The 22,729-nt window shown below is 69.3% G+C and carries 21 protein-coding genes; 15 read left to right on the top strand and 6 right to left on the bottom strand.

The annotated features are described in order from the left end of the window. Positions 1-3 precede the first annotated feature (3 nt). Both NVU01S_RS20260 and NVU01S_RS20255 read right to left on the bottom strand, forming a co-directional pair. The gene (locus NVU01S_RS20260) at positions 4-423 is read right to left on the bottom strand and encodes an SRPBCC family protein (RefSeq protein ID WP_043671057.1); all 420 of its coding nucleotides are present in this window, start codon (positions 421-423) and stop codon (positions 4-6) included. A gap of 103 nt (positions 424-526) precedes the next feature. After that, positions 527-931, bottom strand: a complete 405-nt coding sequence (locus NVU01S_RS20255) for a MerR family transcriptional regulator (RefSeq protein ID WP_043671054.1) — start codon at positions 929-931, stop codon at positions 527-529. A gap of 76 nt (positions 932-1,007) precedes the next feature. Here NVU01S_RS20255 and NVU01S_RS20250 point away from each other — a divergent pair, with 76 nt between their 5' ends. From NVU01S_RS20250 to NVU01S_RS20240, 3 genes are read left to right on the top strand one after another with little or no spacing between them, the layout of a single operon-like run. Next, positions 1,008-2,417, top strand: coding sequence for an amidase (locus NVU01S_RS20250; RefSeq protein ID WP_043671051.1), 1,410 nt, complete (start codon positions 1,008-1,010; stop codon positions 2,415-2,417). Continuing rightward, positions 2,375-2,608, top strand: coding sequence for a hypothetical protein (locus NVU01S_RS20245; RefSeq protein WP_244467257.1), 234 nt, complete (start codon positions 2,375-2,377; stop codon positions 2,606-2,608). The genes NVU01S_RS20250 and NVU01S_RS20245 overlap by 43 nt, the downstream gene beginning before the upstream one ends. After that, entirely contained in the window at positions 2,596-3,993 is a 1,398-nt protein-coding gene (locus NVU01S_RS20240) for a DHA2 family efflux MFS transporter permease subunit (RefSeq protein ID WP_244467256.1), read from the top strand. The genes NVU01S_RS20245 and NVU01S_RS20240 overlap by 13 nt, the downstream gene beginning before the upstream one ends. Before the next feature lie 120 nt (positions 3,994-4,113). Here NVU01S_RS20240 and NVU01S_RS20235 read toward each other — a convergent pair whose 3' ends face one another. From NVU01S_RS20235 to NVU01S_RS20225, 3 genes are all read right to left on the bottom strand, one after another. Then, positions 4,114-4,614: a VOC family protein gene (locus NVU01S_RS20235; protein WP_167829388.1), complete on the bottom strand. Its 501-nt coding sequence runs from the start codon at positions 4,612-4,614 to the stop codon at positions 4,114-4,116. A gap of 192 nt (positions 4,615-4,806) precedes the next feature. Beyond that, positions 4,807-6,198 carry a M23 family metallopeptidase gene (locus tag NVU01S_RS45465; RefSeq protein ID WP_052280632.1) on the bottom strand — a complete coding sequence of 464 codons (1,392 nt, stop codon included), beginning with the start codon at positions 6,196-6,198 and terminating at the stop codon, positions 4,807-4,809. A gap of 279 nt (positions 6,199-6,477) precedes the next feature. Further along, positions 6,478-7,179, bottom strand: a complete 702-nt coding sequence (locus tag NVU01S_RS20225; protein WP_063775972.1) for a DUF8020 domain-containing protein — start codon at positions 7,177-7,179, stop codon at positions 6,478-6,480. A gap of 373 nt (positions 7,180-7,552) precedes the next feature. On the opposite strand from NVU01S_RS20225, the gene steA reads away from it, so the two are divergent. From steA to der, 11 genes are all read left to right on the top strand, one after another. Then, positions 7,553-8,767, top strand: coding sequence for a putative cytokinetic ring protein SteA (gene steA / locus NVU01S_RS20220; RefSeq protein ID WP_014983568.1), 1,215 nt, complete (start codon positions 7,553-7,555; stop codon positions 8,765-8,767). 31 nt (positions 8,768-8,798) lie between these two features. Continuing rightward, positions 8,799-9,743 (top strand): copper transporter, encoded by a 945-nt coding sequence (locus NVU01S_RS20215; protein WP_043671045.1) that lies wholly within the window; start codon positions 8,799-8,801, stop codon positions 9,741-9,743. A gap of 370 nt (positions 9,744-10,113) precedes the next feature. Beyond that, a complete protein-coding gene (gene pyrG / locus NVU01S_RS20210) occupies positions 10,114-11,835 on the top strand; it encodes a CTP synthase (RefSeq protein WP_029900377.1) in 1,722 nt (573 codons plus the stop codon). A gap of 4 nt (positions 11,836-11,839) precedes the next feature. Beyond that, positions 11,840-12,502 (top strand): NUDIX domain-containing protein, encoded by a 663-nt coding sequence (locus tag NVU01S_RS20205; protein WP_043671042.1) that lies wholly within the window; start codon positions 11,840-11,842, stop codon positions 12,500-12,502. A 12-nt stretch (positions 12,503-12,514) separates the two neighbouring features. Then, positions 12,515-13,468, top strand: a complete 954-nt coding sequence (xerD, locus tag NVU01S_RS20200) for a site-specific tyrosine recombinase XerD (protein ID WP_043671039.1) — start codon at positions 12,515-12,517, stop codon at positions 13,466-13,468. Between the two features lie 381 nt (positions 13,469-13,849). Then, positions 13,850-14,785 carry a ParA family protein gene (locus NVU01S_RS20195; RefSeq protein WP_043671036.1) on the top strand — a complete coding sequence of 312 codons (936 nt, stop codon included), beginning with the start codon at positions 13,850-13,852 and terminating at the stop codon, positions 14,783-14,785. Between the two features lie 200 nt (positions 14,786-14,985). Next, positions 14,986-15,948: a segregation and condensation protein A gene (locus NVU01S_RS20190; protein ID WP_082032064.1), complete on the top strand. Its 963-nt coding sequence runs from the start codon at positions 14,986-14,988 to the stop codon at positions 15,946-15,948. A 572-nt stretch (positions 15,949-16,520) separates the two neighbouring features. Next, positions 16,521-17,186 carry an SMC-Scp complex subunit ScpB gene (gene scpB, locus NVU01S_RS20185; RefSeq protein WP_043671168.1) on the top strand — a complete coding sequence of 222 codons (666 nt, stop codon included), beginning with the start codon at positions 16,521-16,523 and terminating at the stop codon, positions 17,184-17,186. Positions 17,187-17,195: 9 nt separating this feature from the next. Continuing rightward, positions 17,196-18,698 carry a pseudouridine synthase gene (locus NVU01S_RS42545; protein WP_082032059.1) on the top strand — a complete coding sequence of 501 codons (1,503 nt, stop codon included), beginning with the start codon at positions 17,196-17,198 and terminating at the stop codon, positions 18,696-18,698. Then, entirely contained in the window at positions 18,698-19,441 is a 744-nt protein-coding gene (gene cmk / locus NVU01S_RS20175) for a (d)CMP kinase (protein WP_244467254.1), read from the top strand. The genes NVU01S_RS42545 and cmk overlap by 1 nt, the downstream gene beginning before the upstream one ends. 11 nt (positions 19,442-19,452) lie before the next feature. After that, entirely contained in the window at positions 19,453-20,856 is a 1,404-nt protein-coding gene (der, locus tag NVU01S_RS20170) for a ribosome biogenesis GTPase Der (protein WP_081594296.1), read from the top strand. A gap of 83 nt (positions 20,857-20,939) precedes the next feature. On the opposite strand, the gene NVU01S_RS20165 is transcribed toward der, so the two are convergent. Beyond that, the gene (locus NVU01S_RS20165) at positions 20,940-21,821 is read right to left on the bottom strand and encodes a YobF C-terminal domain-containing protein (protein WP_043671029.1); all 882 of its coding nucleotides are present in this window, start codon (positions 21,819-21,821) and stop codon (positions 20,940-20,942) included. Between the two features lie 142 nt (positions 21,822-21,963). On the opposite strand from NVU01S_RS20165, the gene NVU01S_RS20160 reads away from it, so the two are divergent. Next, positions 21,964-22,722: an acyl-[acyl-carrier-protein] thioesterase gene (locus NVU01S_RS20160; RefSeq protein WP_043671026.1), complete on the top strand. Its 759-nt coding sequence runs from the start codon at positions 21,964-21,966 to the stop codon at positions 22,720-22,722. Positions 22,723-22,729: the final 7 nt, after the last annotated feature.

Below are 22,729 nucleotides of genomic sequence, written 5' to 3'. Positions count from 1 at the left end.
GCGTTAGCGCGCGGCCTTCTGTGCGGCCTTGATGAACTGGCCGATCAGGTTCTTCAACCCGAACTCCAGCACTTTCGCGGGCACGGGCAGGCTCGGCTCGGATTCCATCGTGTAGGACACCAGGGTGCCCTTGTCGGCATCGGCGAAGGTGATGACGCCGACGTGGCGCTTCACCGGCGCCCCCTTGACGATCTTGTATTCCATCCGCTCGCCCGGCACCAGCTTGGTGATCTCCTCGGTGACGCCGAGCGGTCCGACGCCGAGCAGGTGCTGCGCGCCGACGCCTTCGCGCTCGGTCAGTCCGGGCTTGGTCAGTTTGATGGTGATCGGCAGGTACGGGCTGACGCTCTCGCGATCGGCGAAGAGCCGGTACACGACCTCGCGCGGGGCGGCGATGACGGCGTCGACGGTGGTGCTGGCCATGGGGGTCTCCTCTTCGAGTTACCTGTGACCCGCAGCATATAGGTACCACCGGTACCCGCCGGGGGTCCGGGTGTTCGGTGTCACAGACAGTGTCTTCCACGCATCATGGACCAGGCCGGTCCGGCAGGGCGACCGTCGCGCGATAGGCGGGGCAGTTCTCCAGTTCACCGTCGTATCGGCAGGTGAGCAGATAGTCCAGATAGTCGCGGGCGGTTTCGAGTTCGGCCATGTTCCGATTGATCGCGGCGATGTGCGCGTCGACCGTGGTGCGCCAGTCCGGATCGGTGGCCCGCGCGGTGAGCAGCGCGCCGATCTCGTCGAGGCTCATCAATCCGGTGGTCCGCCACTGCTTGATCAGCGCGATCCGATAGAGCTGATCGTCGTCGTAGTAGCGGCGACCGCCGCGGCGATGCGGCGTCAGCAGGCCGCGGCGTTCCCAGTAGTGCAGCGTCGACAGGGGGAGTGCGAAGTGGTCGACGACGGTGGAGATATCCGTGAGCTCCGGCATTGCTCTAGTTGACCTCAACTCGGGTTGAACGGGCAAGGTAACCCTAACTTGCTGGATCACTCCGAAGGGACGGCCGATGTACTCCATTGCCGAGGCCGCCCGCGCGCTACGCGCGGGCGAAACGACGAGCGTCGCGCTGATCGAGTCCGCGATCGCGCTCGCCGACCGGCACGACACCGAACTCGGGGTCTATCTCACCCGCTTCGACGAAACCGCCAGGCAGCAGGCGTGGCAGGCCGACGCCGAGCGCGCGGCCGGGCTCGTGCGCGGGCCCCTGCACGGCATTCCGGTCGCGGTGAAGGACACCATGGCGGTGGCCGAAGGCCCGACCACCGCACAGAGTCTGGTGCACGATCGGGCGTGGGGCGCGGGACGCGACGCACCGGTCGTGGCCCGGCTGAAGGCGGCCGGTGCGATCATCATCGGCAAGACCACGACAATGGAGTTCGCCTGCGGCATACCGGATTCCGGCAAGCCGTTCCCGCTGCCGCGCAATCCGTGGCGGGCCGACCGCTGGGCCGGCGGCTCCAGTTCCGGCACGGCGAACGGGATCGCCGCGGGCCTGTTTGCGGCCGGGCTCGGCTCCGACACCGCGGGCAGTATTCGCATGCCCGCCGCGTTCTGCGGGGTCACCGGATTGCTGCCGACCTTCGGGCGGGTGCCGAAATCCGGGTGTGTGCCACTGGGTTACAGCGTGGACCGGGTGGGCCCGCTGGCCCGCACCTCGGCCGACTGCGCGGCACTGCTCGCGGTACTCGCCGGCCCGCACCCGAGCGACCCGGACAGCACGCATCCCGGGGTGGACACAGTCTTCACCGTCGGGCCACCGGAGACCGACCTGAGCGGTGTGCGGATCGGCGTGGTTCGCGATCTCGCCGGGGGCGGCGACCCTGAGCTACCGGCCGTATTCGACCGTGCGATAGCGGTTCTGGGTGCGCGGGGTGCCCAGACGGCCGAGATCGCGCTGCCGTTCTACCGGGAAGCCACCACCGCCGCGATCGTCACTGCGGTCTCGGAAGGCCTGGCGTACCACCGCAACGACCTGATCCGAAGCTGGGACGACTATTTCGTCGCCGCCCGCGGCCTGCTCGCCCAGGGCGCGTTGGTATCCGGTGCGGATTACGTTCAGGCGCAACGGGTCCGGCGGGTCGCGCAGGTGGCGATCGGTGCGCTGTTCGAGCAGGTGGACGTGGTGGTGTGCCCGACGGCCTCGGTCACTGCGCCGCGCTTGGACCAATTGGCCGATGCGGCAGGACATCAGGACGATGCCGCGCTGTTCCGGATGATCCACACCCCGTACTGGAACGCCCTCGGCAATCCGGTGCTGGCCGTGCCCATGGGCTTCGGTGCGGACGGCCTGCCGCTGTCCTGTCAGATCGCCGGCCCGGCCTTCGGTGAGGCCATGATCCTGCGGGTCGGCGAGGCGTTCCAGCAGGACACCGCATGGCACCGGCAGCTGCCGCCGACCTGGACGGCGGCGGCATGAGCGGCCTTGTCGAAGCACTGCTCGCCGCAGCCGGTTTGCCTGCGAACCCGGCCGAGATCCGCGGTCATGCGGTGAAATATCCGGGCCTGCGCGCGGCGGTCGATGCGCTCTACGCGGTACCCGAGGCTCGATACGCGGTTCCCGCAACCCGATTCGACGCGCGGCCCGGGGAGCCGGGGTGGGAGCAGTGAGCGTCGGTGCGGCCGTGCGCGCCGAGCAGCCCACGCGGCAGCAGGTGCTGGTGCTGGCGCTGGCCTGCCTCGGTTCGTTCAGCGTGGTCATGGACGCCACCATCGTCTCGATCACGCTGCCCGACCTGCGCGCCGACCTCGGCTTCACGCCCGCCGCGCTGCCGTGGGCGGTGAACGCCTACACCCTGGCCTTCGCGGGCTGCCTGCTGTTCGGCGGGCGCTGTGCGGACGTGTTCGGCCGCCGCCGAATCCTGTTGGCGGGGTTGGGGATATTCACCGTCGCCCGGGTCGCGGCCGGTTTCGCCGACACTCCGGGGTTCCTGCTGGCGGCCCGTGCGGTGCAGGGATTCGGGGGTGCGCTGCTGATGCCGGTGACGCTGTCGATGCTGACGACGACATTTCTGGAGCCGGCCGGGCGGGCCCGGGCGCTCGCCATCTGGAGTGCGGTCGCGGCGGCGGGCGCCGCGGCGGGGCCGGTGCTCGGCGGGTTGCTCACCGAATTGGCCGGATGGCGTTGGGTTTTCTTCGTCCTGGCGCCGGTCGGGGTGGTCGGGATGATCGGCGCACTCGTGGTGCTGCCGCGTCAGGTGACGGCCGTCGCACGGCCGCGGCTCGATGTGGTGGGCGCGGTGCTGGTCACCACGGGCATCACCGGTGTCGTACTGGCGATCATGCGGTCGGCGGCCGCGGGCTGGACCGATCCGGGTGTGCTCGTCGCGGTGCTCGGCGGCGCGGCGTTGATCGCCATTTTCGCGGTGCACCAGGCATTTTGGTCGGCCGAGCCGTTGCTGCCGCTGACCATTTTCCGGTTGCGCTCGGTGACCAGCGCCAACGTCGTGATCTTCCTGCTCGGCGTCGGCTTCCTGGGCAGTCCCATCCTGCTGTCGCTGTATATGCAAGACGTGTACGGGTATTCGCCGTTCCTGGCCGGGATCGGTTATCTCCCTTCGGGTGTCGCGATGGTCGTCGGTTCCCGTTCCGCGGGTTGGCTCACCGTGCGGCTCGGCGCCCGCCGGGCCGCCATGCTGTGCTGCGCGATCGGCGGAGCGGGCTTTCTCGGCACCGCGCTCGGGATCGCCCTCGGTGCCGCGTACTTCTGGTCGGTCCTGGTGTCGGGCATGATCTTCGGCTACGGCACGGCCGCCGCGTTCACCCCCCTCACCGTCGCCGCGACCGACGGCGTGCCGCCGGAACGCAACGGCCTCGCCGCCGGTGTGCTCAACACAGTGCGCCAGACCAGCGGCGCGGTCGGGCTCGCGGCATTGAGCGCGATCGCCCTGAGCGCGGGCTACGGCCCCGCCTTCGCCGCCTGCGGCATCTGCCTCGCCGCGGCCTGCCTGGCCGCCGCAGTCCTGATGCCAGGTCGGCCCGCGCGCGGAGCGTGAGCCGAGCCCCCTGCACCAGAATTCGCGTGCGGTGGGATCGGGATCGGCACCGCGGGGCGCAGGCCGGGAGACTCTCGCTACCGGTGTTCTGATGGCGAAGTTGCTTGTGCCGCAGCGCCTTCAGTGCCCGGTGGCCGAGTCGAAGTAGTCTTCGGCGAGGCCGTTGAGATAGTTGTCGGCGGCGCCGCTCAGATAGGTGGCCAAGCCTGGACCGACCCGGCCGATGTCCATCAGTTCGAATCGCACGCCATCGGCGGTTCGGTGATAGCGGGCAGGTGCGCCGGTCTGGTTGTCGTACTGGGTGCTGAGGAGCGGGATGCCCGCGTCGGTGAGGCGTTCGGATTCCGCGGCGACATCGTCGGCCCAGACGCCGAAATGATGTAGGCCCGTCTCGGCCCAGATCGTGCCGGGCATCTGCTCGAGCAGTTCGACGTAGGGCGGGCCCTGTTTCGAGTAGGCCAGCCACGGCCTGATGTTGACCGGTGCGTTGTCGATGAGCACGTCGCTGTCGTTGCGGATCGGGGCGTGCCATTCGAAGCCGATCGCGCTCAGTTCGGCCATCGCCTGCCGGAGATCGGCGACGACGATCCCCACGTGGTAGCTCGGGAGCATGGTAGGCATCGCGTTTCCTCTCGGTCGGGATCGCGGCCTGGTCGAGCTGACGCTTCGCGGCCTCATAGTGTGCGCAGATCGCCAGGTCTGGTACCCAAAGGCTATAGTACGATCGATCGGTCGTAAATAACGGGGACATGCTGACCGGCCGTGATTCCGATCTCGATAATTCAGCCGGGCTCGGTTGCGCTGGTCGGAAGGTCAGTCGCGCTCGGGGCCGAGGCCGATGCCGCGCGTGGCGAGCCAGGGGAGGGGGTCGATGCGGTCGGTGCCGTTCAGCCAGACCTCGAAGTGGCAGTGCGGGCCGGTGGTCTCGCCGCGGTTGCCGACCGTGGCGATCTCGTCGCCCGCGGTGACGTGCTGGCCCACCGAGACCAGCGCGGTGTTGATGTGGCCGTACACGGTGACGGTGCCGTCGTCGCCGAGTACACGCACCCACATGCCGAAGCCGCTGGCCGGGCCCGCGCTGATGACGGTGCCGTCCTCCACCGCGACGATCGGGGTGCCGATCGGTGCGGCCACGTCGACGCCGGGATGCAGGGTGCCCCAGCGCATTCCGTAGCCGGAGGTGAAGGTGCCGGAGGTGAACTTGACGAACAGGGGACGAAGTTTGGCCTGGACATCGGCGGCGATCTCGTCCGCGACCTTGCTGCCGTTCTGCAGCATGTCGGCGAACTGGCCGAGCGTGGCCGGACCTTCCGCGAGCAAACCGGGATCCGTGCTGTGCGGCGCCGCCTCGGTGGCCGCCACCTCCACCGCCTGCGGCTGCCCCAGCGCCATCGGCGCCACCGACTGCGCGGGTGCCTTCGCGCTCCCGGTCTCGAGATTCTGTCCCGCCGCCACGATCGCCCCCGCGGCCACCGCGACGATCGCGGCCCGCCCCTTCAGCGCCGTCGGTGGCGGTGGCATCCGATGCCGCCCGCCCCGGCGCTTGCGCGGTTCGGCAGCGGCGGGCGTCGCCGGCTGGTCGCGCCGCGGCGCCCCCAGCGTGGTCTCAGCACCCCGGGCCGAGCCGTTGCCGCCTACGTCGGACTGGCCCCTTCCGATGTAGGCGGCTGAATCGCGATCAATGCCGAGACCCTGGGCAACGACGGTGCTGCGGTCGCCCCTGCTGCGGTCGACTCCGGTTCGCGGCACGCGACTGGTGTCGGATCGGTTCTCGCGTCGGCTTGCCCGGGATTGATCGTCCGGAACCCGCGCGGCGGGTGCCGCCCACGGTTCGTTCGGGGACTGCCAGCGGTCGTTCGCCCACGTCCACTGATCGGTCGGTGTCGGATCACTGGGCGGCTCATCGGTCGCGGTCGGCCAGTCCTCGGCCCACTGTTCCTCGGCGGGTGGCCAATAGCTCTCGGACCAGCGGTTTTCGGTGGGCCACGGCGCTGCGGCGTGCTCGGGGACGGCCCACCGATCGTTGTCGCCGGACCAGCGGTCCTCGGTGGTAGGCCACCGGTTGGCCGTGGGCCGATGATCGTCCCGCGCCACCCGGGATTCGTCTCGTCGCAAGGAATTGCTGAAGCCTTGCTGGATGTCGTCCGGGTTGCGCAGCCGGGAGGTGTTGCGCTGCTCGAAACCTCGCGGACCGTAGCCGCTCATCGCATCGACCGTTTTTGTCTGGATTGTCCAGAACGCGCCGGTATGCGAGAAACGTCTGGTATTCGGTGTGTCGCACCGATATTCGCGGTTGTTTCGAAGCGCATCCAGCCGGTGTCCTTTGCTGCGTCACGTCGAGCGGTCATCGATGTCGGCCGACGGTAACGAAACGGTAGCGACCTCGCTAGTTAGACGCGCGAAATAGTTTGCTTCCTGTGACGGTAGACACAGTTTGAGCGGGCGATTGTCCGTAATGCCTTGAATGCTCGGGTGATTCGCGGGTCAGGGTTTCGGCGGGGCCGCGTTCTGCTTGGACAGCGCGTCACCGAGCAGGAAGCCGCCGATGACGACCGCGGGGATGCCGAAGCCGATGGTGCCGATGACCCCGCCGATCGCGGCGACGGGGATGGCGGTTACCAGGCATCCGCCGAGAAATCCGGGAATGGTCAGCACGCCGATGGTCGGGATGGTCGCCGCGCCGCCGACGAGCGCCCCGCCGACCACGCAGCCGAGGCCCGCGCCGACGACGGTCCCGATGAGGGTGCCCAGCGCGGTGCCCACGCCGACGACGGCGGTGAAGTTCTCCAAAGCCTTGGTGAACTCGGGGGATTCGGGGTCGAGGGCGACCTCGCGCAGCGGATCGGTGACGCCGGGCGCGGGTGTCGCGGTGGCCGGGTCGAGGCTCGGGGTCAGGGTCGCGGTGGTGCCGTCGACGCGGGCGGCGATGGGCCGGCGCCGATTGTCCTGGTAGTAGCCGAGAGGCAAGGACGCCCGCAGGACGCCCGCGTCGTCCCGGATCTCCAGTTGGTCACCCGCGGTGTCGAGTGATCCGGAGTCGGTGGTCAGTATTACGGCGTCGCCGACCGCCTGCGCGGTGTATCGAATGCCGGGGGCCGGTGGCTCGGCATGGGCGGTGAGGGTCGATGCGGCGCCGATCGCCGCCGTACTCGCCGAAACGATAAGGAATCTCGTCAATCTGTGCACGGTGCGTACCGCCTTCGATTCGACCCGGTGGCCGGTGCGGGTGCCGCGCTCGGCCTGCGGGTCGGAGATGCCATGGGAGTTCTGTCGGTACGCAGCGCCGCGGACGAAAGCCATCCCAGATGGAAATATGGGGTCAAGGTATGCCGGACGGTTGCCGACGCACAAGACGCGCCGAATGTTAGCTAGGGCACACGCCGACTGGGTTCGACAGCCCACCACCGGTCCGAGGCGGCGTTTTCGCCTCTGACCACAACGGATCCGGCAGAAGTTCCGCGTGTCGTGGGTCGAGTCGCTGTTTTAGCAGTGACCCATGTGGTAGGTGATACGGCGCGCCTCCACCAAAGGTTGAGGGTTAGCGGGCAGCATCGGAGCCATGAAGATGCTGGCGTTGTTGTCGAGGAACACCGAAACGCTGCCCGGCCGCACCGGGATCGCCCGGGTGGACCGCAATACCCGGCGTCTGCTGAAGCGGGTGGGGCCGGGGGATGTCGTCGTGCTCGACGAGATGGACCTGGACCGGCTCACCGCCGACCGGCTGGTCGAGGCGGGGGTGGTCGCCGTGATCAACACCTCGCCGTCGATCTCCGGCCGCTATCCCAATCTCGGCCCCGAAGTGCTGGTGGCCAACGGGATCCTGCTGCTGGACACGGTGAGTTCGGACGCCTTCAGCAAGATCAAGGACGGCATCAAGGTCCGGATCGATGGCGGCGTCGTCTATCTCGACAAGGTCACCAAGAAGGAGCCGGAGGTGCTCGTCGAGGGCATCGAGCTCACCGACGCCGATATCGCCGAGCGGATGATCGAGGCCCGCAACGGGCTGGCCGATCATCTGGAGGCCTTCGCGGGCAACACGATCGAGTTCATCCGCACCGAGAGCGCGTTGCTCATCGACGGTATCGGCGTGCCCGAACTGGAACTGTCGATGAAGCACCGGCACGTCGTCGTGGTCGCCGACGGACCGGATCACGCCGAGGATCTCAAGCGGCTCAAGCCGTTCATCAAGGAGTACGTGCCGATCATGGTCGGCGTCGGCCGCGGCGCGGACACGCTGATGAAGCAGGGGTACAAGCCGGACCTCGTCGTCGGCGATCCGGACGAGATCACCACCGCCACACTGAAATGCGGCGCCGAGGTGATCCTGCCCGCCGACACCGACGGACATGCCAAGGGCCTCGAGCGGATCCAGGATCTGGGCATCGGTGCCACCACGTTCCCGTCCTCGGGGTCGCCCGCCGACCTGGCGCTGCTGCTGGCCCACCATCACGGTGCGGCGCTGATCGTCACCGCGGGCGCGGCCGCCACGCTCGACGACTTCTTCGATCGCAGCCGGCGTGAGAGCAATCCGGCGACCTTCCTGACCCGGCTCAAGCTCGGCACCAAGCTGATGGACGCCAAAGCCGTTGCCACGCTGTACCGCAACCGGGTGTCCGGCATCGGGGTCGCGCTGGTGGTGCTCGCCGCGCTGGTCGCGGTGATCGTCGTGCTGCTCGCGTCCAACACCGGTACCGACGCGTTGACCTGGGCCACCGACACCTGGCACCGGTTCGCGCTCTGGGCGCAGGGCTTAGTCGGCGCAGGCGGCCAGTGACCGGCCTGCGCTCCATGACCAAGGGAGAACGATGATCTCGCTACGCCAGCACGCCGTCTCTATCGTGGCGATCTTCTTGGCACTCGCCATCGGCGTCGTGCTCGGCTCGCAGACCCTCGCGGCGGATCTGCTGTCGGGGCTGCGCGCGGACAAATCCGATCTACGCCAGCAGGTCGACACCGTGTCCGAACAGAATCGGCAGTTGACCGATCAGCTCAACGCCGCCGATCGCTTCATCGCGGGCTCCGCCGGACGCATCCTCGGCGGCACGCTGGCCGACCGCAGCGTGGTCGTGTTCACCACGCCGGACGCCGATCCCGCCGATATCGAGGGTGTCACCAAGTCGCTGGAAACCTCGGGGGCCGCGATCACCGGCCGGATCGCGCTCACCGACGCGTTCGCCGACGCCACCGAGGGCGACCGAATGCGCACCGCCGTCACCAACGTCATCCCGGCCGGGGCCCAATTGCGCACCGGCGCAGTCGATCAGGGCAGCATGGCGGGCGACCTGCTCGGCCTGGTGCTGCTGCTCGATCCGGCCAACGGGCAAACCCGCGGCACCCCGCAGGAACTCGGCCTCGTCCTGGAGACCCTGCGCGGCGGCGGCTTCCTCGCCTACGGCGACACCCCGGTGCACCCGGCGCAACTGGCCGTCGTGATCACCGGCAACGGCGCCAAGTCCGCGGAGAACAGCCAGGGCGCGAACCTCGCCAGGTTCACCGGCGCCCTGCGCGGCCGCGGCGCCGGCGTCGTCCTCGCCGGCCGCGCCGGCGCCGCCGAGAACCCCGGCCCGATCGCCGTCGTCCGCACCGACGGCGCCCTCGCCACCTCCGTCACCACCGTCGACAACCTGGACCGCGAGATCGGCCGCGTCACCACCGTCCTAGCCCTCACCGAACAGCTCAACGGCGTCGCAGGCCGATACGGCACCGGCGACAAGGCGACGTCCCTCACACTCGCCTCGGCCCCCCGCTAGACAGCATCAACCCGGCGGGCAGCGAGGAAGCGGAGGTCCGCCGCCCCCGCGCGGATCGACCGCCTGTCGAACACGGCAAGCACTCCGCCAATGCGGCACGCGCCCCCACCGAATACCGGTAGCAGGCTCCGCCGAACACCACCGAACCCCCAAATCCCCACGCACCCACCACGGAGCGAGTCTTACGAGCGCCCGGTTCGCGGCCGTCTCGCTTCTCAGCTGTCGAAGCGCATGCGCCGAAGGCGCGAGTCTCGACAGCTGAGAAGCGAGACAAAGGGGCCGCGAACCCCACCGCGCCCGCGCGGCACATACACAGCAAACGTGCGTGGCGTTACTTCTGGACAGTTGATCCGTGTTACCGTGAAGACCCGTGGGTCAAACACGGATTCAGGCGCGAACAGCTACGAAGCACATCTTCGTGAGCGGTGGAGTCGCCTCCTCATTGGGTAAAGGTCTTACCGCCTCCAGCCTCGGTCAGCTGCTGACGGCGCGTGGGCTGCGCGTCACGATGCAGAAACTCGACCCGTATCTGAATGTCGATCCCGGCACCATGAACCCGTTCCAGCACGGTGAGGTGTTCGTGACCGAGGACGGTGCCGAGACCGATCTGGATGTCGGTCACTACGAGCGGTTCCTGGACCGGGATCTCACCCGGGACGCGAATGTGACGACCGGGCAAATCTATTCGACGGTCATCGCCAAGGAGCGGCGCGGCGAGTACCTGGGCGATACCGTCCAGGTGATTCCGCATATCACCGACGAGATCAAGAGCCGGGTGCTCGCGATGAGCGCGCCGGACGCGCAGGGGCAGACCCCGGATGTGGTGATCACCGAGATCGGCGGCACCGTCGGCGACATCGAATCGCAGCCTTTCCTGGAGGCGGCGCGCCAGATCCGGCACGATGTCGGCCGGGACAACGTCTTCTTCCTGCACGTCTCGCTGGTGCCGTATCTGGCGCCCTCGGGCGAGCTGAAGACCAAGCCGACACAGCATTCGGTGGCGGCGTTGCGCAACATCGGTATTCAGCCCGACGCGCTGATCCTGCGGTGTGACCGCGAGGTGCCGCAGGCGCTCAAGAGCAAGATCGCGCTGATGTGTGACGTCGATGTCGACGCCTGCATCTCCACCCCGGACGCGCCGTCGATCTACGACATCCCGCGCGTGCTGCATCGCGAGGGCTTGGACGCCTACGTGGTGCGCAAGCTCGGGCTGCCGTTCCGCGATGTGGACTGGACGGTGTGGGGCGATCTGCTCGACCGGGTGCATTCGCCGCGCGAGACGGTCGAGGTCGCGCTCGTCGGCAAGTACGTCGACCTGCCCGACGCCTACCTTTCGGTCACCGAGGCGTTGCGCGCGGGCGGTTTCGCCTCGCGGGCCAAGGTGCAGATCCGCTGGGTGCCGTCCGATGAATGCGAGACGCCCGCGGGTGCGCAGGCTGCGCTGCGGGACGTGGACGCGGTGCTGATTCCCGGCGGGTTCGGTATCCGCGGCATCGAGGGCAAGGTCGGCGCGATCGCTTACGCCCGCAAGCGCGGTATTCCGCTGCTCGGGTTGTGCCTCGGCCTGCAGTGCGTGGTCATCGAAGCGGCCAGGTCGGTCGGTCTGGACGAGGCGAATTCGGCCGAGTTCGAGCCGGACACGCCGCATCCCGTCATTTCCACGATGGCCGATCAGGAACAGGCCGTCGCCGGTGAGGCCGATCTCGGCGGCACCATGCGTCTCGGCGCCTACCCGGCGACCCTGGCCAAGGGGTCGGTGGTGGCGCAGGCGTACGGCGCCGAGCAGGTGTCCGAGCGGCACCGGCATCGCTACGAGGTGAACAACGCCTACCGCGACCGGATCGCGAAGAGCGGGCTGCGGTTCAGCGGTACCTCGCCGGACGGGCATCTGGTCGAGTTCGTCGAACTGCCCGCCGACGTGCATCCGTTCTTCGTCGCCACGCAGGCGCATCCGGAGCTGAAGAGCAGGCCGACCCGGCCGCATCCGCTGTTCGCGGCGTTGGTCGCGGCGGCCCTGACCTACAAGCTGGCCGAGCGGCTGCCGGTGGACATCCCGGACGAAGAGTTCGTGAGCGCGGCGGAGCAGGCGTAGCGCGATGACGGTGGACGGGGGCGCTGCCGCACCGGGCAGCCACGATTTCGAGACGGTGTCGAGCGAAACGGTCTACAGCGGCGCGATTCTCGCGCTGCGGCTGGACCAGGTGCGGATGCCGGGCGGCAAGGTCGTCGAGCGGGAGGTGATCGAGCACCACGGTGCCGTCGCGGTCGCCGCGATCGATGACGACGACAATGTCGTGCTGATCAACCAGTACCGGCATCCGATCGGCAGGCGGCTGCTCGAGCTGCCCGCCGGTCTGCTCGATCTGCCGGGCGAGGATCCGCTCGTCGCCGCGCGGCGCGAGCTCGCCGAGGAGACCGGGCTGGCCGCGCGGGATTGGTCGGTGCTGGTGGACGTGGCGCTGTCGCCGGGTTTCACCGACGAGGCGCTGCGCGTGTACGTCGCGCGCGACCTCTACGACACCGACCAGCCCGAGCCGGAATTCGAGGAGGCCGATCTGGCGATCGTGCGCATGCCGGTCGCCGACGCGGTGCGCGCGGCACTGGCCGGGGAGATCGTCAACGCGACCGCGGTGGCCGGTGTGCTCGCGCTCGCCGCGGCGCGGGCCGGCGACACCGAGCTACGTCCGGCGGACGCGCCGTGGCCCGGTCAGCCCACGGCGTTCCTGCGCCGCAAGGCGGCGCAGAAGTCCGCGGACTGACGGGGGCGCCGGGTGCTCGCGCGGGAACTGGACGCCTACCTCGACCATCTCGCGGTCGAACGCGGCGCCGCGCGCAACACCCTCGGCGCCTACCGGCGTGACCTCGGGCGCTATCTCGACTTCCTGAGCGGGCGCGGCATCACCGCGCTCGATCAGGTCGCCGAGGGCGACGTCGCCGAATTCACCATGGCGTTGCGCGCGGGCGGCGCCGATCATCCGCCGCTGGCCGCGAGTTCGGTGGCGCGCGCCCTGATCGCGGTGCGCGGGCTGCACCGGTTCGCCGCTGCCGAAGGCCTCACCGTCACCGATGTCGCGCACGCGGTGAAACCGCCCGCGCCCGGTCGCCGGTTGCCCAAAGCCCTGCCCTACGACCAGGTGCTGAAGCTGCTCGAAGCCGCGGGCGGTGGGGCCGTGGACGATCCGGACGCCGCGCCCGGCACCGACGGTGGACCACGCGGGCTGCGCGACCGCGCGCTGCTGGAACTGCTCTACTCCACCGGCGCGCGCATCTCCGAGATGGTCGGACTGGATGTCGACGATCTCGATATCGCCGAACGCGCGGTCGTATTGCACGGCAAGGGCGGTAAGCAACGCATGGTGCCGATCGGCCGGCCAGCCCTCGCCGCGGTGGACGCCTATCTGGTGCGGGGGCGTCCGATGCTGGCCGCCGCCGGCAAAGCGAACGCGGGCGCGCTGTTCCTGAACGCGCGCGGCGGCAGGCTGTCGCGCCAGACCGCGTGGCAGGTGTTGCAGACCGCGGCCGAACGCGCGGGCATCGGCGCCGCCGTCTCACCGCATACGCTGCGCCACTCCTTCGCCACCCATCTGCTCGACGGCGGCGCGGATGTCCGTGTGGTGCAAGAACTCCTGGGCCACGCCTCGGTCACCACCACCCAGATCTACACCCTCGTCACGGTGAACACCCTGCGCGAGGTGTGGGCCACCGCGCATCCCCGCGCCCGCTAGACCGGCGCGATCGCGGCGCCGGGTATCGTTCGTTACGAGCACATCCGGACACCCGCGGGGAGGCGGAAACGGGACAGCGAGGCGGAAACGGGACAGCTCGGACGAGTCACCCGGCCGCTTCGACGTGCGTTTCAACGGTGACCCGGAGTGGCGCAGAGCGATACGGGGTAGCGTTTTGCTGTTCGTGGCCCGGCGTGGTGCCGCGAACACGCCGCGCGCGTCGCGGCTCTTGCACGCTCATAAGCGGTAGCGTCTATCGAGAGCTGGACCGTACGAAAGCGAGGTCGGGCCTGATCGGCTTCGCTACGCTCGGCGAGGCAACGGGCAGGAACGTATAAGGAGCAGCGGATCGTGACATCAGCCGGAGCGGCAGAGCCGCCGATGGGTGCTGGGGCGGAGCCGCATCCGGGTCCCGCCTCGGCGGCGGCGGCCGAAACCCTGTGGGGCACCGGGGCCGATCTCCCTGTCGCGGAGGACGCGGCACTCGGCCCGACCGGGCGCCCCCTGCGACTCGTGCCGGACCCGCCGCCGCTGGAACGGCACGGCGACGCCCTCATCATCGCCATGTGCAACCAGAAGGGCGGCGTCGGCAAGACCACCTCCACCATCAATCTCGGCGCCTCGCTCGCCGAATACGGGCGCCGGGTGCTGCTGGTCGATCTGGACCCGCAGGGCGCGCTGTCCGCGGGCTTGGGGGTGGCCCACCACGATCTCGAGCTGACCGTGCACGACCTGCTGGTCGGCTCCAAAGGTTCGATCGACGACGTGCTGATGCAGACCCGGGTCGAGAACATGGATCTGCTGCCCAGCAACATCGACCTCTCGGCCGCGGAAATTCAGCTGGTCAACGAGGTCGGGCGGGAGCATTCGCTCGGCCGCGCACTGCATTCCATCCGCGACCGGTACGACTACATCATCATCGACTGCCAGCCGTCGCTCGGGTTGCTCACCGTCAACGCGCTCGCCTGCGCCGACGGCGTCATCATTCCGATGGAATGCGAATACTTCTCGCTGCGCGGGCTCGCGCTGCTCAACGACACCGTGGAAAAGGTGCGCGACCGCCTCAACCCCAGGCTCAGCCTGTACGGGATAGTGGTCACCATGTTCGACGCCCGACTACTGCATTCGCGTCAGGTGATGGCGCGGGTCGTCGAAGTGTTCGGTGACCTGGTCTACGACGCGGCGATCTCGCGTACCGTGCGGTTCCCCGACGCCAGCGTCGCAGGTGAGCCGATCACCACGTGGGCGCCGAAATCCAGTGGAGCCGAAGCATATCGGGCGATGGCGCGGGAAGTCATCCACCGGTCCGGCCGGTGATCGGCAGCAACGACCCCGCACCACCCGCTACCACCCACACGCCCGGCCACGGAGTCGTCCACGGCGACGACCACCCGTCGGGCGACCTCCTGGAGCGGGCTGCGGCGCGCGCCGACGCACCGGACCGTGCGGCGGACGAGGTCACGTCGACCCCGGACCTGCACACATCGGACCACTCCGGTGTGCCCCATGATGTCCAGATGCCCGAGCAGCCCGCCGCGAACCCCGAGCCCCCCGCGGAGTCGAGCGCTGCCGAGCAGACGGTGCCGGCGCATCCGCAGGGCGGGAACGATGGTGTGGCCGGGGGCGGGGATGCCTCGGTGGCGGACGGGGCGGAGCAGAAGTCCGGGTTTCATCTGCGGTTGAGCAACTTTCAGGGGCCGTTCGATCTGCTGCTGACCCTGATCAGCTCGCGGAAGCTCGATGTCACCGAGGTGGCGTTGCACAAGGTGACCGACGAGTTCATCGCCTACACCAAGGCGTTGACCGCGGCGCTGTCCGACGACGCCACGACGACGCTGCGGGCCGACAAGATCCTCGACCAGACCACCGAATTCCTGGTCGTCGCCGCCACGCTGCTCGACCTCAAGGCGGCACGACTGCTGCCCTCTGGGGAGATGACCGACGCCGAGGACCTCGAACTGCTGGAGGCGCGCGACCTGCTGTTCGCGCGGCTGCTGCAATACCGGGCGTTCAAGCAGGTGGCCGAGCTGCTCGGCGAACTGGAAGCGGTCGCGCTGCGGCGGTACCCGCGCGCCGTCGGCCTGGAGGAGCGCTTCGCCGACCTGCTGCCCGAGGTTACGCTGGGAGTTGACGCGCACGAATTCGCCGCGATCGCCGCGGCGGCGTTCCGGCCGCGCCCGGTGCCCAAGGTGGGGCTCGACCACCTGCACAACCACGCCGTGTCGATCGCCGAACAGGCCGCGCTGGTGCTCGAACGGCTGAAGCTGGCAGGCAAAGGTGGCTGGACGACCTTCACCGAACTGGTCGCCGACTGCACCGTGCCGGTCGAGATCGTCGCCCGCTTCCTCGCGCTGCTCGAGCTGTACCGGGGCAAGACGATCGAGTTCGACCAGCCCGACCCGCTCGGCCCACTGTCGATCAGCTGGATCGGTGACGACGTCGAGACCAGCACTGTGACCATCGAGGAGGACTACGGGTGACCGAGCACACCGACACCCCGGTCTCGGACCAGCCGCAGTCGGCGCCCACCCCAGCCGCGGACCCCCCGGTGTCCACCGCCGACAGTTCGGCTTCGGCCACGAGTCGCCCCGAGGACCTTGGCTCCGCAGGGGACGCCGCTGTCCCAACGTCTGCTTTCGCCAGCTCGCCCCCTGCGGCGGCTGGCAAGGAAGCCCCCGCCGCCGCGCCCCCCGCGCCCTCGGCCGCCCGTGACTCGGCTGCCGCAGACGAGGAGGCGATGCGCGACGGCGTGGACGCCGCCCGCGCGAAGGGCTCCGCCAGTGGCTCGGCTGCAGCCGGTGCAGTGACCGCTGTGGCCGGTCGCCTGCGTCCCGTCGCGACGGTGCCCGCGGCCCGGGCGGTCGAGGCGACTGCGGGTGTTGCGGGCGGGACTGTCGATGGCAGGGCGGAGGGGGCGACCGACGGGGGCGATGCTGTCGAAGGCTCGGCGGATCGCTCTGTTTCTGCGTCCGACGTGTCCCATGCATCCGTCGCGTCCGAGGCATCCGACGCGTCCGATGCGTCCGCCGAAAACGTGCCCACGCACGACGCGATACCAGTCGCCGACAACACCGTGTCGGAGTTCACGCCGGAGTTTTTGGAGGATGCGGAGTTTCGGTCGGCGTTGGAGGCGATGTTGCTCGTGGTGGACGCTCCGGCCCCGGTAGAGCAGTTGGCGGCGGCGTTGGACGACACCACCGAGCGGGTGGAGGGGGTGTTGCGTGAGCTGTCGGCGGAGTTGTCGGCGCGGGGGAGCGGGATCGATCTGCGTTTCGTCGGAGACGGGTGGCGCTTCTATACTCGCAGCGAGTACGCGCCCTATGTGGAACGGGTGCTGCTCGACGGCGCTCGCACCAAACTGACGCGGGCGGCCTTGGAAACTCTGGCGGTGGTGGCATACCGTCAACCGGTGACCCGGACCAGGGTCAGCGCGGTGCGCGGCGTGAACGTCGATGGGGTGATGCGCACGCTGCTGGCTCGGGGCTTGATCGCCGAGGCCGGCGTCGACCCGGAAACGAACGGGACGACGTACAGCACGACCGAGCTGTTCCTGGAGCGGATCGGGCTCGCGTCGCTGACCGACCTGCCGCCGCTGGCGCCCCTGCTCCCGGGCGTCGACCTGATCGATGAGATCAACGAGAGCTTGGACACGGACCCCCGTTACACCAAGCTGAAGAAACCCGCCGAGGCCGACTTGGACCTCGGCAGCGAGGATTGACAGGACAAAATGAATACGCCCGCTCGCCGAGATGGCACACCGGATCGTAGGAAACGCAGCGACCAGCCCAGCAGGGGTGGCGCGACGCGAGACGCACGCAGTGCGGCTCGCGGGGGAACAGACCGCGGCAGCGCCCGCGGCGACGGGGGATATCGCGGTACCGCGTCCCGCGGCAACGCTCAGGGCGGAAACGCTCAGGGTGGCAACGCTTATCGCGGCAACGCCGGCGGCGGCTCGTACCGGGACCGCCAGGACGGCGGCTCGTACCGCGGCGGCGCCGCGCAAGGCGGCTCGTACCGCGACCGCACCGAAGGCGGCTCCTACCGCGGCCGCTCCGACGGCGACGGCCCCTACCGCGGCCGTAACGACGGCGGAAATACCCAGGGCGGCAACGGATATCGCGGCACCCGCAACGGAACTACGCAGGGCGGCAACGGCTACCGCGGCCGCACGGACGGTCCCGCCCAGGGCGGCAACGGCTACCGCGGTCGCACCGACGGCCCCGCGCAGGGCGCTTCCTACCGCCCCCGGACCGAAAACGGCTCCGCGCAAGGCAATTCGGGACGTGGCCCGAGCCAGGGCGGCACCGCCCAGTGGGGCACCCCGCCGAACGGCATCCCGGTGCGCCGGGCCGCCCAGCCCGCGCCGACCGGCAAGAAGAAGAACCCGAAGCCGCAGAAGCAGACGCAGTCCGCTCCGCTGCTCAGCAACGCCAAGCCCGCGAAGCGCCAGCACGTGGAACCCGCGGCCGCCGAGGGCCACGTCAAGATGCCGTGGGGCGAGGGCGAGCGTTTGCAGAAGGTGCTGGCCAAGGCGGGTGTGGCGTCGCGCCGCGCCGCCGAGGAGATGATCGCGCAGGGCCGGGTCGAGGTCGACGGCGCGATCGTGCGTGAACAGGGTCTGCGGATCGATCCGCAGGTCGCGGTGGTCCGGGTGGACGGTACCCGCGTGATGGTGCGCGAGGAGCTCGTGCACATCGCGTTGAACAAGCCCAAGGGCTGGCAGTCCACCATGTCCGACGATCTGGGTCGTCCCTGTGTCGGTGACATCGTCGCCGAGCGGGTGGCGGCGGGTCAGCGCCTGTTCCATGTCGGGCGTCTCGACGCCGACACCGAGGGCCTGCTGCTGCTCACCAACGACGGTGATCTGGCGCACCGGCTCATGCATCCGTCGTTCCAGGTGTCGAAGACCTATCTGGCCACGGTCAACGGCGAGGTGCACAAGTCGGTCGGCAAACGCCTCAAGGACGGCATCGAGCTGGAGGACGGTCCCGCCAAGGTGGACAGTTTCCAGGTGCTCGAGCTGGGCGAGGGACGTTCTCTGGTGAAACTGGTGTTGCACGAAGGGCGCAAACACATCGTGCGACGGCTGCTGGACGCGGTCGGCCATCCGGTGACCCGGCTGGTGCGCACCAATATCGGTCCGGTCGCGCTCGGCGACCAGCGGCCGGGCACGCTGCGGGTGCTCGGTCGCGCGGAAATCGGCAAACTCTACGAGGCGGTGTCGTTGTGATGGGTGTGGAGATTCCGGTCGAGGCCCCTCGGCAGATGTCGGGGACCGGTCCACTCGTGGTGGCGATGGACGGCCCGTCCGGTACCGGCAAGTCCAGCGTCTCGCGGCGCCTGGCGACCCGGCTCGGTGCCCGCTATCTCGACACCGGTGCGATGTACCGGGTGGCGACGCTGCGGGTGTTGCGCGCGGGTGTCGAGCTGACCGATGCCGCCGCGATCGGCGCCGCGGTGAAGGAGCTGCCGCTCTCGATCGGTACCGATCCGAGCCGTGAGGTGATCCGGCTCGACGGCGAGGACGTGTCCTCGGAGATCCGCGGCGACGCCGTCACCAAGGCGGTTTCCGCGGTGTCGGCCGTGCCCGAGGTCCGGGATCTGCTGGTCGCGTTGCAGCGCGAGATCACCACGGACGCACAGCGAATCGTGGTGGAGGGCCGGGATATCGGCACCGTCGTGTTGCCGGACGCGGACGCCAAGATCTATCTGACCGCGTCGGCGGAGGCGCGCGCGCATCGGCGCAATCAGCAGAACATCGCCGAGGGCCGCGGCGACGACTACGAGGCCGTGCTCGCCGATGTGCAGCGACGCGACAACCTCGATTCCACCCGCAAGGTGTCCCCACTGCGTCCGGCCGACGACGCCGTGCTGGTCGACACCAGCGACCTGAACATGGATGAGGTCATCGACGAGCTGTACCGCGTTGTCGCGCAGCAGATTTCGGTAGGCCGGACGGGAGGTTCGCAGTGACCGAAGACGTGATGGCCGGCGACGGCATCTGGAGTGACGAAACCGAGTGGGAGCTCACCGATCTCGACGGCGAGTTCGACGGTGAAGAGCTGCTCGCGATGCCGACGCTCGCGGTGGTGGGCCGCCCGAATGTCGGCAAGTCGACGCTGGTGAACCGGATCCTCGGCCGCCGCGAGGCGGTCGTCGAGGACATTCCCGGCGTCACCCGGGACCGGATTTCCTACGAGGCGAACTGGGCGGGCCGCCGCTTCCTGGTGCAGGACACCGGCGGCTGGGAGCCTGACGCCAAGGGCCTGCAGCAGTCGGTGGCGCGCCAGGCCGAGGTGGCGATGCAGACCGCCGACGCGATCCTGCTGGTGGTCGATGCCGTGGTCGGCGCGACCGCCACCGACGAGGCCGCGGTGAAGAAGCTGCGCCGCTCCAAGATTCCGGTGATCCTGGTCGCCAACAAGGTCGACGATCAGCGCATCGAGTCCGAGGCCGCCGCGCTGTGGTCGCTCGGTCTCGGCGAGCCGCGGATGGTGAGTGCGGCGCACGGCCGCGGCACCGGCGATCTGCTCGACGACGTGCTCGCCGTCCTGCCGGAGACGCCGCGGGAGGGCACCGGCGGGGTCGGTCCGCGCCGGGTGGCCCTGGTCGGCAAGCCGAATGTCGGCAAGTCCAGCCTCTTGAACAAGCTGGCCGGCGACGAGCGTTCGGTGGTGCACGATGTCGCGGGCACCACGGTCGACCCGGTCGACTCGCTGGTCGAATTGGGCGGCAAGGTCTGGAAATTCGTCGATACCGCGGGTCTGCGCCGCAAGGTCTCGCATTCCAGCGGCACCGAGTTCTACGCGTCGCTGCGCACCAAGGCGGCGCTGGAGGCGTCCGAGGTCGCGATCATGCTGATCGATGCCTCGCAGCCGATGACCGAGCAGGACCTGCGGGTGATCAGCATGGTCGCGGACTCCGGTCGCGCGCTCGTGCTGGCCTTCAACAAGTGGGATCTGGTCGACGAGGACCGGCGCCTGCAACTGGAACGCGAGATCGACCGGGATCTGGTCCGGGTGCCGTGGGCGCAGCGGGTCAATATTTCGGCGCACACCGGTCGCGCGGTGCAGAAGCTGGTGCCGCAGATGGAGACCGCGCTCGAGTCGTGGGACAAGCGCATCTCCACCGGTCGCCTGAACAACTGGTTGAAGGAAGTGGTCGCGGCGACGCCGCCGCCGATGCGTGGCGGTCGCCTGCCCCGCATCCTGTTCGCCACCCAGGCGTCCACCCGTCCGCCGACGTTCGTCCTGTTCACCACCGGCTTCCTGGAGGCGGGCTACCGCCGTTTCCTGGAGCGCAGGCTGCGTGAGGAGTTCAACTTCGACGGTTCGCCGGTGCGCATCTCGGTGCGTGTCCGCGAGAAGCGCGAGCGCGGCAAGAAGTAGCACACCCGCACCCTTTCTGGCTTCCCGCACCCGCTCTGGCATGGCACAGCGGGTGCGGGAAAGCGGAAGGGGTGCGTGGGTTTTCAGGCGAGGGCTGCGCGCAGCCGGTCGTAGCCGGGGGCGAGGTCGCGCAGGGTGGCGGCGACCGCGCTGTCGTCGCCCGCCACCAGCGGGTACTGGAGGCTGCCGATCAGGCGGGCCTGCGTCGCGGCGAGTTCCGCCGCGGCGGTGCGCCCGAGCAGGGTCAGGCTCGTAGCGGCGTCGATCAACCGACGGCTGCCCACACGGAGACCGAAGTCGGCCAGCAAGCCCCGGATCTCCGGCGGCAGTCCCCGCGTGACCAGATCGGCGATCGCCGCCGCGGCGTCGGACGCGCCCGCCGTCCACCGGATCGCTTGCGGCATGGACGATGCCAACGCTTCCACCGGGGACACCTCCCGTTCCCGGACGAAATCCGAGCGCAGCACGAAGGGCGTATCGCGGTAGCTCACCCGCTCGCCCCGCCACGACTCGAGAAACTCCTCGGTCGGCAGGGTCGCGAACGGATGCCCCTGCGGATCGTGCAGCAACACCGTGTCGTGCGCCACCGCCAGCACCACCACGTAATGGTCCGCTCCGAGCGCGGCTTCGGCACCGGGCCGATACCTGAGCAACCCGAGATCGAGCGGACCGGCCAGCACCGGCCCCCGCGTGGTCGCGTCCCGCAACCGCTCGAGCGCCGCCGGGGCCGGCCCGCCCGCGCTGCGGGTGCACGACCAACCGAGCAGCTCGAGCGCGGCACTCACGCCGATCTCCGGGTGCCAGCCGACCGGATCGAAGAACGGCACGGTGCCGCCCTCGAGTTGAACGCCGAACGGCGATCCGGTCAGCGTCTCGATCACCGCGGTCGACGGCGCGTGCGCACCGAGCAGCATCGCCAGGGAATTGCTGTAGCAGTAGGGAACCGAACCGATATAAGCGTGCATGACGTCGAGTCAACGAGCTGACACCGTGTGAGGGTCAACCCCGCGGTGTGACGCCCGTTGTCGCGATGCGCAGATGTGAGATGCACGACGCGCCGACCGTGCCGCTGCGCGCGCACGCGGCACGACCTGGCAGTATCCCTGCATGGTCATTCCCAGCGTGCTGCCGGAACGTCCGACCACCGGAACCCCGTTCGAGACGGGATGGCCGGTCCGTCTCGCCGACACCGACGGCGAGCAACACCTGCGGCTCGACGCCATCGCCCGCTACCTGCAGGACATCGGGTTCGAGCACCTGGACGCGGTGGACGACGGCGACGCCCATCCCGGCTGGGTGGTGCGCCGGACCGTGATCGACGTGCTGAAGCCGATTCTGTTCGGCGAGCGGGTCACGCTGCGCCGCTGGTGTTCCGGACTGTCCAACCGCTGGTGCAACATGCGGGTCCAGATCGTCGGCAGCGGCGGCGGCCTGGTCGAGACCGAGGCCTTTTTGATCCATTTCGGCACCGAATCCGGGCTCCCGGCGCGGATGAGCGATCGCTTCATGGCACCGATGCTGGCCGCCACCACCGAGCACCGGCTGCGCTGGAAGGCGGCGCTCACCGAGCCCGCGCCCCGCATCGACGCCGCCGATATCCAGGTGCGACCTTTCCCACTGCGGATCACCGATATCGACATGCTCGACCACGTCAACAACAGCGTCTACCTCAGCGGCGTGGAGGAGGTCCTCGCCGAGCACCACGACCTGAAGTCGGGCGCCCACCGCACCGTCATCGAGTACGCGAAGCCGCTGAAGTCCGGTGATCAGGTCGCGCTGGTCGCGCAGCGCACGGGCACCGACCTCGACATCTGGTTCACCGTCGGCGGCGAGACCCACGCCGTCACCCGGGTGCTCCCGCTCTGACTCCGGG

This window comes from Nocardia vulneris (assembly GCF_001613425.1).
GTDB lineage: Bacteria > Actinomycetota > Actinomycetes > Mycobacteriales > Mycobacteriaceae > Nocardia > Nocardia vulneris.
This window is presented reverse-complemented; position numbering and strand designations above follow the sequence as displayed.